Genomic DNA, 13,309 nt, shown 5'->3' on the forward strand with positions numbered 1-13,309 from the left:
CGCCGCCCGTCAGGGTGCGGGGGCGGCAGCCGCCGGCCCGCTGGCGGCCGGCATGGGCGATGCCGCCGGGGCTGGCACGGCCGCCGACGGAGCCGCCGGCCGGTGGAACCAGTCCAGGCGCCAGGCCAGCGCGCCGAACAGCACCAGCGCCACCACCACCAGGGCCGCGGCCCAGGCGGGCTGGCGCGATTCCGGGAAGGGGTCGCCCGGCATGCGCCGCGCGCCCGCCGGTACGCGGGCCGTCTGCGACAGCGATCCGCCCAGGCGCGTGTTGATGCGCATGCGCCCGTTGATGGCCCAGCCGCTCGCATCCAGGATCGGCCCCAGGCTGCGCTGGCGCAGCTTGAGCCAGGCGATCAGCATGCTCGGCCCGGAGATGGCCAGCACGATGCCCAGCAGGGCGATCGGAATCCAGGCGCCCAGGTCCACGAACTTGGCGAAGATGCCCACCGCCACGGCACTCAGGCTGCCCAGCGCCACGCCGATCGCGGCCACGGTGCCCACGTCCATGCGGCGCTGCCCGTCGGCAGCGGGGGCGGCGGCATCCGCCAGGGTCTTGCCGGGCGCGTTCGCCAGGCCGCCGGCCGTGGCGCCCAGCGACTTCTCCACGCGCGCATCGCCCGCCGCGGCGCGCTTGGCCACCTGCTCCTCGACCATGCGCAGGAACTTCTTGTAGGGCGAGAAGAAGGCCTGCGCGATGCTCGTGGGGTTCTCGATGATCCGGGTGATGGTCGCGTCCCAGTCGAGGCCGTCCCGGTCGTAGAACACGCCGTTGCGCCCCACGAAAAGGAAATCCACGTCGCCCGCCGTGAAGGCCGCCACGATGCCCGTCTTGCGGCCCGGGCGCGTGCAGTCGCAGTAGGCGAGATAGGTCTTGGCCAGCCCCGCGAGCTTGGCGTGCCGGCCGGCGTCCGCTACCGGCACGGTCAGGTCGCAACTGCGCGCGTCGAGGTAGAGCGTGCCGGCCTGGAAGATCGCGCCTTCCCGCTGGTAGAAGGCCGAGAACGAGACGAAGTTGTTCAGCAGCCGCAGCAGGTCGCGCTTGAGGCGCAGCAGCTTCTCCAGCGCCAGCGTGTGGTCGTTGTGCGCCTTCTCGGCCTCGTCCTGCGCGATCAGCGCCATCACCCGCTCGCGCACCCCGCCGCCGTGCAACTGGCGCACGGCCTGCGCGTCCAGCGCGCCCAGGCGCGTCGCAGGGCGGGCCGAGAGCTGCTGCAGGCAGGGCTGCAGCGCCGACAGCACGCGCTGCCAGTCCTTCTCGGAGAGCGTGCTGGCGTCCGAGCCCAGCAGCGGCTTGAGCGCTTTCTCGCGCAGCGCCTGCACGGCCGCGCTCCAGGCGGGATTGACGCCGCGCGCGAGCGGCAGCGCCCCCTCCGGCGTGGGCGGGGCCAGGGGCAGCGCGGCGACGGCCTCCGACGACGCCGACAGCTCCTGGCGGGCGAGCGCCGCGCAATCCTCGTCCGAGGGGTGCATCGCCGCGCGCATGCGCGGGTCGTAGGCGGCCAGCCGCGCGCGCGTGAAGAAATCGTCCACCTTGTGGCGCACGGCCTGGACCGCCTGCGCGGCCGGCAGGGTGCGATCGCCCAGCGGCAGGTGCTCCGGCTGCGCCTGCACGCCGTCCGCCCAGGCCTGGAGCGCATCCACCTCGGTGAAGAAGGCCTCGGCCGCCTGGCGGTCCACGCCCGCCGGCTGGCCGGCCACGGCCGGCACGCCGCCCTGGGTGGCCAGGATGCGCTCCAGCGCCTCGCGGGCCTCGGCATCGCCCTCGGCGGTCTCGGGCGCCACCACGCCGTCGCCGTTGAACCGCTGCGCGTTCAGCTGCTCGCTGCGCTCCAGCACGTCGGCCAGCGACAGCGTGCCGGCCCCCTCGCGGCCCGCCAGTGCCAGGATGCGGCGCGCCTGCGCGGCCAGCGCCGCGCCGCTTTCGGCGGCGTCGTCCAGCGCCGCGATCGCCAGCGTGTCGCCGGGCCGTGCCAGCTCGTCCGGGTCGCGCAATTGCGCGCAGGCCCACTGGCAGGCCGCCAGCAGCTCGGGCGGGCGGATGCGGCCATCGCCATCGGTGTCGATCAGGTCCAGCGTGCGCGGATCGAATTCGACACCGCGCGTGGGGCAGGCCAGCGCCACCCAGAGCTTCTGGTCCAGCTCGGCCAGATGGGCGATGTCGGCGCCGGTGCGGATGGTGACCTGGTCCACGCCGCCGGCGCGGAAGAATTGCCAGGTGTGGGGAGGGTGGGAGGAGGGCGTTGCGGAAGGCGGCATGGATCGGCGGGCGGAAGGCATGGCAAGGGAAGCGGCCGTGGCAGCGCGGCGTGTGCCGGGGTGGCGGGCCGTGCCGGGCCGGGGGAGAGGCCGCTGGCCGCCGGCCGCCGGGCCAAGGCAGTGCGTCCGGCGATTGTGCCGGGCGTGGCTTCCGCGGCGCGTAGGACCATGCCCGACGCGCGGGGGCCTGGGGCGGTCGCTCCTGCGGGATCGGTGCCTGCGGTAGCGAAACGGCCGGGGGTCGCCGTCTTATATGGGCTTTATGCTATCGAATTAGTAGCAACTCGGCGCAAGGCCGCGCCGGTCGGACCGTGCGGCTACTTGCGCACCTCATCCACGAGCGCGCGGAACTCGTCGATGTCTTCGAAGCTGCGGTAGACGCTCGCGAAGCGGATGTAGGCCACCTTGTCGAGCTTCTTCAGCTCGCGCATCACCAGCTCGCCGATGCGGCTGGACAGCACCTCGCGCTGGCCCAGGTTGAGGAGCTTTTCCTCGATGCGCTCGATGGCGCTGTCGATCTGCGTGGTGCTCACCGGCCGCTTGCGCAGCGCGATGCTGAACGAGCCGATGAGCTTGCTGCGGTCGTATTCGATGCGCCGGCCGTCCTTCTTCACCACGGCGGGGAAGTTGACCTCCGGGCGCTCATAGGTCGTGAAGCGCTTGTCGCAGGCCCCGCACTGGCGCCGCCGCCGCACGAAATCCCCGTCCTCGGCCACGCGCGTCTCGACCACCTGGGTCTCGGGATGGCTGCAGAACGGGCACTTCATCGGGGCGGCGGGCGGGGCGGGGCGCCCGGATCAGCGGTAGACCGGGAAACGGCTCGTGAGCGCGTGCACCTTCTCGCGCACGGCGGCCAGGTTGGCCTCGTCGCGCGGGTTGTCGAGCACGTCGGCCACGAGGTTGGCCGTGATGCGCGTCTCTTCTTCCTTGAAGCCGCGCGTGGTGATGGCGGGCGTGCCCACGCGGATGCCGCTGGTCACCATCGGCTTCTCGGGGTCGTTGGGGATCGCGTTCTTGTTGATGGTGATGTGGGCCTGGCCCAGCGCGGCCTCGGCCTCCTTGCCGGTGATGCCCTTGGCGCGCAGGTCCACCAGCATCACGTGGCTCTCGGTGCGGCCGCTCACGATGCGCAGGCCGCGGGCGGCCAGCGTCTCGGCGAACACCTTGGCGTTCTTGGCGACCTGCTCCTGGTAGGCCTTGAACTCGGGCGTGAGCGCTTCCTTGAAGGCCACGGCCTTGGCCGCGATCACGTGCTCCAGCGGGCCGCCCTGCAGGCCGGGGAAGATGGCGGAGTTGATCGCCTTCTCGTGCTCGGCCTTCATGAGGATGATGCCGCCGCGCGGGCCGCGCAGGCTCTTGTGCGTGGTGGAGGTCACCACGTCGGCATGCGGCACGGGGTTGGGGTAGACGCCCGCGACCACGAGGCCGGCATAGTGGGCGATGTCCACCCAGAAGATCGCGCCGATTTCCTTGGCGATCTTCGCGAAGCGCTCGAAATCGATGCGCAGGCTGTAGGCCGAGGCGCCGGCGATGATGAGCTTGGGCTTGTGCTCGCGGGCCTTGGCTTCCAGCGCGTCGTAGTCGATCTCTTCCTTCTCGTTGAGGCCGTACGAGACGATGTTGAACCACTTGCCGCTCATGTTGAGGGGCATGCCGTGCGTCAGGTGGCCGCCTTCGGCGAGGCTCATGCCGAGGATGGTGTCGCCGGGCTTGAGGAAGGCGAGCAGCACGGCCTGGTTGGCCTGCGAGCCCGAGTTGGGCTGCACGTTGGCGGCATCGGCGCCGAAGAGCTTCTTCACGCGGTCGATGGCCAGCTGCTCGACCACGTCCACGTGTTCGCAGCCGCCGTAGTAGCGCTTGCCGGGATAGCCCTCGGCGTACTTGTTGGTGAGCTGCGAGCCCTGCGCCGCCATCACGGCGGGGGAGGCGTAGTTCTCGCTGGCGATCAGCTCGATGTGCTGCTCCTGGCGCAGGTTCTCGGCCTGGATGGCGGCCCACACTTCGGGATCGGTTTGCTCGACGAGGTTGTTGCGTTGGTACATGGCGTGGCAGTCCTGTGAATTGGTATCCCTTGGAAAACAAGGGCTGCCCAGGCGAACGGCGGATCACAGCGGGCCTTGCAGCCCGCGCGGCACGCTCCCCAGTGGTTCACAGGAAGAAGTTCCTGCCGGTTTCCACGTCAGCGGCGGCGGCCCGGGGTTCCGGGGGCGCCGCGCCTATCGCCAGTCGCGTACCCCGCGAGTGTAGCGGACGGCGGCCCGTGCGGGCGGCGTAAACCCCGTGAACAAGGGATGGCGCTGGTGGGCGCCGGTCAGAGGTCCGGCGACAGCAGGGCCACCTTGTCTTCGGCCGTTGCGGTCGGGACGGCCTCCGCGGTGGTGCCCGAGGCCTTGGCCGGCACCGTCTGCGCGGGGGCCTGCGTGGACAGCATCGGCGGCGCGATGGGCGCGCCGGGCACGGGCGGCGTGAAGATCGGCACCGAGCGGCCGCTGGCCACCTGCCGCAGGCGCATGTGCTCCGCCATGACCTTGGTGGCGTAGCCGCCGTCGTCCGGCAGGTTCGCGGCGCCCACGTAGAAGCGCAGGCCGCCCTCGACGGAGCCGGCACGGGCGATGCATTCCTGCAGCACCCGCACGCCCACGCGCAGGTTGCTCACGGGGTCGAAGGCGGCGAAGTGGCCGCCGAAGTTCTCGTACTTGTCGGTGTGCACGCGCGTCATCACCTGCATCAGGCCCTGGGCGCCGACGGCGCTCTGCGCGAACGGGTTGAAGCTGGATTCCACCGCCATGATCGCCAGGATCAGCGTGGGATCGAGCTTGGTGCGGCTGCCGATCTCATAGGCCTCGGCGACGAGCGCGGCCAGGGGCTCGGGGGCCACGCGGTATTTCTTGCTGAGCCAGAACGCGACGGCGGCCTGCTCCTTGGGCAGGTCCTTGGGATTGGTGGCCGTGGCGCGCTCGCTGGCCTCCGGCTCCGTGGGCACGCCCATCAGCGCCACCTGCCGGGCCTGCAGCCAGCCCATGAGCTGTTCCTCGCCGGCCTGGCGCAGGTCGGGCCGGGCCGTGAGCGTGATCGCGCCGAAGGCCACGGTCAGTCCGACCAGGGCAAAGCTGCTGTGGGTGATTTCGAGGAAACCGTCGATCACGTCGGACGCAAACGTGCGCACGCCGCCAATCACCTTTCCTGACGCTGTCATAGCTCTTCCTTTCTGAGTCGAGGCCTGTTGCGGCAGCCCGTGGGGGACCGCCGTGCCAGGCGTCTCGCCTGGATTGGTACGCCATCAAGCGCGCCTGGGATACCCGCGGCATGCGGGAAACGGGAGCGGACTTCGCCGGATTCGGCAGCGATGGAGATCGTGGTCAAAGCCTCGGTTTTCGAAGCTGGCGGATTCTAGGGGGGCTCTAAATGCAAGGTCAATACTAAAGAAATTGATCGTTAGATCATTTTCTTCTTGAATCAATGGATGCAAACACAGCTCCCGAGGGGTCTGGCGCTGGTGAAAACGCCCGGCCGTTACGGCTGAAACGGGCCCGCAAGAGTGGGGCAATCGGGGGCTCCGGGATGATTGGCAATCTCATTTGGACGGTTCCGCTGGATCCGATAAATTGGAGGTGCCTGACAGCGATCAGGCATCGCCGGACGAAGCTAAACCACCGGCCGACGGCATGCAGTGCCGTGGCAGGGCAGGATGAAACTTTCAAGGCAAACCCCTGGAGGCAATACCTTGCCTCCTGCTCCATGGACCTTCACCCTCCATGCAGCAAAAAAGATGGCTAAGGACCTTTGTGTCAGCCGTCAAGCCCGGTAGCCGACCGACAGGTCCTACCGGGCTTTCTTTTTGCATTTTGTTACTTTTGCGCCGCAGCCAGTTCTGCTGGAATCCGGGTATGGGTGCTCAGGGAATCAGGATGAAGTTCGTGGCGGTGGGGGCGCGCTGGCGCGCGAGGGTCCTGCGCAGGGGCTGGACCCGGTGGGTCGCGTTCTGCGCAGCGGGGCTGCTGGCGTTCTGGGCCGTCGCATGGCTGGCCGTGCCGCCGCTCGCGCGGGCCGGCATCGAGGGCTGGGCTTCGGAGCGGTCGGGGCGGGCCGTCACCATCGGGCGCGTGGATTTCACGCCCTGGACCCTGGAGCTGGCCCTGCACGACATCGCCGTCGCATCGGCCCGGCCCGGTGCACCGCCCTTGCTGGAGATCCGCCGCATCTATATAGACATGGAGCTGCAGTCCCTGGTGAGATGGGGGCCCGTGCTGGACGCCGCCGAGGTCGATGCCCCCCGGCTGCGCCTGACCCGCGAGGTGGACAACCGCTACGACATCGATGACCTGCTGGAGCGCTGGGCCGCGCGCCCCGCGGCGGAAGACGGTGCGGGCGGTGGTGGCGCGCGCTTCGCCCTCTACAACCTCCTGCTGCGCGATGGCGCCGTGGACTTCACCGACCGCACGACTGGTCGGACCCACGAACTGCGCGCCCTGGAGCTGGGCATTCCGTTCCTGAGCAACCTGCCGGCGGACCGGCAGGTGACGGTGACTCCCCGGCTGGCCTTCTCGCTCAATGGCAGCGCCTTCGATTCCGGCGCGCGCGCCACTCCATTTGCGCAGGACCGCCACACCCAGGCGCGCCTGCGCATCGATGCCCTGGACCTGGCCCCGCTGCGCGCCTACTGGCCCGCGGCGCTGCCGCTGCTGCCCGGCGCGGGCACCCTCGATGCCCGCCTGGACTTCGCGTTCACCCAGGGCGCAGAGCCCGTGCTCACGGTCAGCGGCGACGTCCGGCTGTCGGATGTTCGCCTGGATGCGCGGGCCGGGGGCGGGCCCGTGTCGTTCCAGTCGCTGCGGGTGCGGGCCGCGTCGGTGCAGCCCTTCCAGCGCATCGCCCATCTGGCCTCGGTCGAATGGACGGCGCCGCGCCTGGATCTGCGGCGCGATGCGCAGGGCCGCATCGCGTGGCCCGGGGCCGGGCAGCCTGCGGCGTCCGGCGGTCCGGCTGCCGCGGTATCGCCGCCCTGGCGCGTCGCGGTCGATCATGTGGCGGTGGATGGCGGCCGGATCGGCTGGCGGGACGAGGGCGCCGCGAAGCCAGTCGCGCTGGCGCTGGACGGCGTGCTGGTGCGTGCATCGTCTGTGGCATGGCCCTGGCAGCGTGCCATTCCCTTCGCATTGAACGCACGGGTGGCGGCTCCCGTGGAGGGCGCGCCTTCCGCACCCGATGCGCCGGGCACGGTTGCGGCGAAGGCGCCGCATGCGGCGTCGCTGCGCATCGCCGGGCAGGCGTTGCCGGGCCGGGGGCAGGTGGCGGTCTCAGTGCGCGGCCTGCCCCTGTCGCCCTTCGGCCCTTACTGGGCCGGGGCGCTGGCGCCGCAGATCCAGGGAATGGTGGACGCCGATGGCGGCTTCGCCTGGAACGCGGGCGCCATGGTCGCGAAAGTGGCCCGCCTGTCCGCCGACGGCGTTGCGCTGTCGTGCCCAGGCGCCGGGCCCTGCGGGGCACCGGCCGCCGCGCTGCCCCAGGCCCGGGTGGCCGGAGCGTGGGCCGAGGCCCGGCGGCTCCAGTTCGAGGAGGCCTGGGTCCGCCTGCCCGAGCGCACGGTGGCGATCGGCCGCGCTAGCGCCAGCGGGCCCCGGCTGCGCGTCGAGCGGAGCGCTCAGGGGCGCTGGATGTTCGAGGACTGGCAGCCCACCGCGCCGGCGGAGGGCGCGGCACATGGCGTGGCACGCGGCGGGGCGGCCGCGATGCCGTGGTCGGTCCGCCTGGAGGAGGTGGCGGTGGACGAGGGCGCCCTGGCATTCCGCGATGCCCTGCCGGCTTCTGCGGTGGAAGTGCAGTTGTCGGGGTTGCGGCTGCAGGCGCGGCCGGTGGTTCCGCCATCGGGCCGCTCCGAGGGCCCGGCGGTGCCCGCGCAGGTGAGCCTTTCCGCGCAGGTCGGCGCGGGCCGCCGCGAGCCGGGCCGCATCGCCTACGAGGGCACCCTGTCGATGGCGCCGTGGGCCGCGCAGGGAAAGCTGCAGGCGCAGCATGTCCCGCTGCATGCCTTCGAGCCCTATGTGGCCCCCTGGCTGAACGTGAACATCGTGCGCGCAGAAGGCGGCTTCGAGGGTGACGTCCGCTATGCGGGCACGCCCGGAGGGCCCACGGTCTCGGTGCGCGGCAACGCGGCACTCGACGAACTGCGCGTGCGCGCCGTGGCCCCGGAGCAGCCGGAGCGCGCCGAGCCGGCCGGGGCCGCGCGCGGGGAGGAGCTGCTGCGCTGGCGCAGCCTCGCCCTGCAGGGCGTGGAGGTGGCTGCCGCGCCGGGCCTTCCGGTCCGCGTGGATGTGCGCGAGACCGCGCTGAGCGATTTCTTCGCGCGCGTGGTGCTCCAGAAGAGCGGCCGCCTGAACCTGCAGGAGCTGGTGCGCGCGCAGGCGCGGCCCGCTGCCACGGGCGCCACGGCTGGCGATGCACCGGCGCAGGCCGCCGCGGCGCCGGCACGTCCCGCGCCCATCGTGCGCTTCGGCCCCGTGGCGGTGTCCGCGGGGGCGGTGCGGTTCACCGACTATTTCATCGAGCCCAATTACTCCGCCGACCTGAGCGAGCTGGCCGGCCGGCTCAGCGCTTTCTCCTCCGAGCCGCAGGCCGGCGGCGCTGCGCCGGAGATGGCCGAGCTGGAGTTGCGGGGGCGTGCCCAGGGCTCGGCCTCGCTGGAGATCACGGGGCGGCTCAATCCGCTGGCCCGGCCCATGGCGCTGGACATCCAGGGGCGTGTGCGCGATCTGGAGCTGCCGCCGCTCTCGCCCTACGCCGTCAAGTACGCGGGGCACGGAATCGAGCGCGGCAAGCTCAGCATGGACGTGAACTACCGGGTGCTGCCGGACGGGCAGCTCACGGCCGGCAACAAGCTCGTGCTGCACCAGCTGGCCTTCGGCGAGCCGGTGCAGGGCGCGCCCGCCAGCCTGCCGGTGCGGCTCGCTGCGGCGCTGCTGGCCGACCGCAACGGCGTGATCGACCTGGACCTGCCCATCAGCGGCTCCCTCAACGACCCGCAGTTCCGGCTGGGCCCCGTCATCCTGCGGGCGCTGGGGAGCCTGGTTTTGAAGGCCATCACCTCGCCGTTCTCGCTGCTCGCGAATGCCTTCGCGGGGGGCGAGGCGGAGCAGGGGGCGGTGGCGTTCGCTCCGGGCAGCAGCGCGCTCGATGGCGCCGCGCGCGAGGGGCTCGACAAGGTCGCGCGGGTGCTCGGGGAGCGGCCGGCCCTGCGGCTGACGGTGGTGGGCCATGCCCTGGCCGACGGCGAGCGCGACGCGTGGAAGCGCGAGCGGCTGAAGTCGCAGGTGCTCGCCCTGCAGCAGCGGCGCCAGCCCGCGCGCGCGTCGGCCGATGGCGCTGCCGTGGCGGCGCGCCCGGGGGAGGCCGCCGACGCCCCGGCGTATGCCGATGCGCTCAAGGATCTCTACCGCCGCTCCGACATCGCCAAGCCGCGCAACCTTCTGGGGCTGGCCAAGGATCTGCCGGTGCCGGAAATGGAGGCGCTGCTGCTGTCGCAGATGCCCGTGCCCGCCGATGCGATGCGCGAGCTGGCGCAGGCGCGCGCCGTGGCGGTGCGGGACTATCTGGCCCAGCGCGGCCTGCCCATGGAGCGGCTGTTCGTGGGCGCGCCCCGCGTGGACGAGTCCGCCGCCCAGGGGGCCGTGCAGGCGGAGCTGGTGCTGTCCACCCGCTGACAGGGGCGAGGGGCTGACAGTGCCCGCCGAAGACCCGGTTGCAGTGCGCCGAGTCCGCCCCATATGCAGGCTCCGGGGCCGATTCCCCGGCCGGCGAGTCCGTCCCGTTCGAGGGGGCTGCCAAAACCGGGCCAAAATAGCGCCCTTGCCGTTTCGCGGAGCCACTGGCGCCGTGTGCCGGCGCTGGTGCCGCCGGCACCGGCCTCCTCCTGATCCGAACCATGTTTCCTTTTTCTTCTCGCAACAAAATGTCCGACGCACCCGAAGTGAACCCGGCCCCGGCCAAAGCCTCCGAGCCGCATCCGCTGGACACGCTGACGGGCGGCGCCTTCTCGGCGGCCACGTCGGGTGAACGCGCCTCGCGCATCCGCGACTGGCTGGCCACGCAGCCCGCACCCGAGCAGTTGCAGGAAGTGTTCAAAGAGCTCAGCGGCCGCGACAAGGGCGCCGCGCGCGCGGTGCGCGAACGCCTCGACGAAATCCGGCGCGCCAAGGGCCAGGAAGCCATCGCCGCCGAATGGGCCGACAAGGCCACGGCGCTGCTGGAGGGCTCCAGGTTCCATATCGCCGATGCCCTGGCCTGGCAGCGCGATGCCGCCAAGGCGGGCGCGCCGCTGTCGCGCGAGCCGCTCGCGTCGCTCAAGGGCCGCCTGACCGAGCGCATGAAAGTCATCGAAGACCTGCAGCACCGCGTGCAGGTCCAGCGCGAGGCCGCCGTGCTGCTGGCCCAGCGCATCGAAGTGCTGTCCACCAAGCCCTGGCGGGATGCGCTGGCGGCGCTCGATGCCCTGCGCACCGACGTGGACCGCTGGCAGCAGCAGGCCGACGAACTGGCCGGCGACGCCGCATGGCCCAGCGTCGAGGCCCGCTTCCCGCCCCAGCTCGACGCATCGCGCACCCAGTTGCTCGTGGTCTGGAACGCGTTCCAGCCGGCCATCGCCCAGGCGGCCGCTGCGGCCGAGAGCCCCGAGGCCCCCTTGCCGCCCGTGCCCGTGTGGGCCGAGGAGCTGCGCATCGCGCGCGGCGGCGAGCCGCTGGCCGAAGGCGCGGGCGGCGCGGCGCCGGCCGCTGCCGGTGCTCCGACCGCGCGGGGGCCCAAGACCGATCCGGCCGTGCGCGAGAAAGCCGTGCAGGCCGTGCGTGCGGCCCTGGAAAAACTCCTGAATGAAACCGCGCAAGGCCATGGCAAGGCCACGGCCGGTGCCGCCGCGGCCCTGCGCACGGTGCTCAAGCAGCACGGCCGGCACATCGACGCCGGGCTGGAGCACGAAGTCCACACCGCGCTCGTGGCCGCGGGCGAGCTGCAGGGCTGGCAGCGCTGGAGCGCCGACCAGGTGCGCGAGGACCTGGTGGCCCGTGCCGAGGCCCTGCTCAACCGGCCGGAAGGCCAGGCCCTGGGCGGCCGCAAGATCCAGGAGAGCCTGCGCCAGTTGCGCGAGCAGTGGAAGCAGACCGACCAGGGTGGCACGGCCAACCATGCGCTGTGGAAGAAGTTCGACGAGGCCTGCAATGCCGCCCACAAGGTGGTGGAGGCCTGGCTGGAGAAAGTGCGCGCCGATGCGGCCGAGCACAAGGCCCAGCGGCTCGCGCTGATCCAGGAGGTGCAGGACTGGGCGGCCGCCCAGGCGGCGCAGGGCAAGCCCGACTGGAAACAGATCAACCGCGCGCTGCACCAGTTCGCCGACCGCTGGCGCGAAGGCGGTCATGTGAACGAGAAGACGTTCGCCGAACTGCAGCCGCAGTGGAAGCAGGCGCTGGCCGCAGCGTCCGCGCCGCTGGATGCCGCCCAGAAGGAAAGCCTGGCCCGGCGCCACGCCATGATCGACGAGGCGGTGGCTTTGGGCGCGGCGCCTTCCTTGCGCGTGGATGCCGTCAAGGGCCTCCAGCAGCGCTGGCAGGCCGAGGCCCAGGTGGTGCCGCTCGACCGCAAGCATGAACAGAAACTCTGGGATGCCTTCCGCAAGCCCATCGACGAAGCGTTCCAGCGCAAGTCGGCGGACCGTGACAAGGTGGCCGGGGAGGTCAGCGCCCGCGATCGCACCGTGCTCGATGCGTCCAAGGCGCTGGAGCAGGCCAATGCCTCGGGTGACGTGCCGCAGATCCGTGCAGCGCTCGCGGCACTGGAAGCCGCCATGCGGGGGCAAGCCGCTGCCCCAGCCGCCCCTTCCGAAGGAAATCAATCGGTAGTCGCCGAAAACACTGCACAGTCTGCTCCTGAAAATGTAGCAGGCGACGAGGCTTCCGCCGCTCCGGCGCCCGCGCCCAAGCCGGCACGCCCCGTGGTGGCCGTGCGCGGGGACGATCGCCCCGGCGCCAAGCGCGACGTGCCCGCGGCCCCAGCGCGCCCGGGCCGTCCCGGCGAGCGGGACCGCAGGGATCCGCGTGGCGGACGCGAGGGGGGCGATCGCTTCGGAGACCGGGGTGGCCGCGGAGGGGACCGCGCCATGGAAGCGCGGGGCCCGCGCTTGGGCGATGCCGCCTTCCGTGCCCAGCGCGACGCGGTGGAGCATGCCCAGTTGGCGCTGCGCAAGCTGGCGGCGCAGGCCCATGGCGAGGCGCTTACCCAACTGCTGACGGCCTGGGAAAAGCGCGACCCCTCGCAACTGCCCTCCGCGCAGGAGCTGGGCTCGCGGGTGTCCGCCGGCGTGCGCGGCAACTGGGTCCAGGCGCTCTCCGGTGCGGTGGCGGGCGATGCCTCCGAGGCGCTGCTGCGGCTGGAGATGGCGGCCGAGGTGCCGACGCCGGCGGATCAACTGCCGGCGCGCCGCGCGCTCCAGTTGCAGTTGCTCACCCGCCGCAACGATCCGCAGCCCGCGCAGACCTGGGCCCAGGATGCTGCGCGCGTGCTCTCCAGCGCCAGCGATGCCGGCAATGCGCGCCGCCTGCAGAACGCCCTCAAGGTGCTGCTGCGCACGTAGCCCGTCGGTGGGGCCGTTGATCCGGCAGGCGCCGCCGCCGGGTGGCGTGGGAAATCCTTCCACGCCACGCGCATCGGGCCTGCTGGAATTTTCCTGGTGCCTGGATACCGGGCGCCAGAAAAGCACAAAGCCGCCTCGAGGGCCAATGCCAGTCAGTTAAGCGTTTGCGATCCAGCCAACCCTGCAAGAAGGAGCGCGAAATGCGCTCCTTTTTTGTTTCAAGCGGCCTCAAAGGCTGCCGGTCAGGGCTTAACTGACTGGCATTGGCCTCGAGGGCGGCTTTGTGCTTTTTTTGCTTGGGAAGGGTGGTAATCGGCCCTTTGGAATGGGGCCTGCTTCGGGCAATAAAAAAGCCGCTGATTGCGCAGCGGCTTTTAATGTTTGGTGCCCAGGAGAGGACTCGAACCTCCACGATGTTACTCGCTAGTACCTGAA

6 protein-coding genes are annotated in these 13,309 nt (G+C 71.5%); 2 read left to right on the forward strand and 4 right to left on the reverse strand.

Translation table 11 applies throughout. The features are described from left to right. Positions 1-9: 9 nt before the first annotated feature. From AX018_RS02125 to AX018_RS02140, 4 genes are all read right to left on the reverse strand, one after another. Complete coding sequence (locus AX018_RS02125) at positions 10-2,259, reverse strand: hypothetical protein (RefSeq protein WP_111875658.1); 2,250 nt, start codon at positions 2,257-2,259, stop codon at positions 10-12. Positions 2,260-2,576: 317 nt separating this feature from the next. After that, positions 2,577-3,026, reverse strand: a complete 450-nt coding sequence (gene nrdR, locus AX018_RS02130) for a transcriptional regulator NrdR (protein WP_111875659.1) — start codon at positions 3,024-3,026, stop codon at positions 2,577-2,579. Between the two features lie 30 nt (positions 3,027-3,056). Next, positions 3,057-4,301, reverse strand: a complete 1,245-nt coding sequence (gene glyA, locus AX018_RS02135) for a serine hydroxymethyltransferase (RefSeq protein ID WP_111875660.1) — start codon at positions 4,299-4,301, stop codon at positions 3,057-3,059. Positions 4,302-4,570: 269 nt separating this feature from the next. Further along, positions 4,571-5,455, reverse strand: coding sequence for a lytic transglycosylase domain-containing protein (locus AX018_RS02140; protein ID WP_111875661.1), 885 nt, complete (start codon positions 5,453-5,455; stop codon positions 4,571-4,573). Positions 5,456-6,146: 691 nt separating this feature from the next. Here AX018_RS02140 and AX018_RS02145 point away from each other — a divergent pair. Both AX018_RS02145 and AX018_RS02150 read left to right on the forward strand, forming a co-directional pair. Then, on the forward strand, positions 6,147-9,956 hold the full coding sequence (locus AX018_RS02145; protein WP_111875662.1) for a DUF748 domain-containing protein: 3,810 nt from the start codon (positions 6,147-6,149) through the stop codon (positions 9,954-9,956). A 221-nt stretch (positions 9,957-10,177) separates the two neighbouring features. Beyond that, positions 10,178-12,874, forward strand: a complete 2,697-nt coding sequence (locus AX018_RS02150; RefSeq protein ID WP_111875663.1) for a DUF349 domain-containing protein — start codon at positions 10,178-10,180, stop codon at positions 12,872-12,874. Positions 12,875-13,309: the final 435 nt, after the last annotated feature.

It is taken from the genome of Paracidovorax anthurii, assembly GCF_003269065.1.
Lineage (GTDB): Bacteria > Pseudomonadota > Gammaproteobacteria > Burkholderiales > Burkholderiaceae_C > Paracidovorax > Paracidovorax anthurii.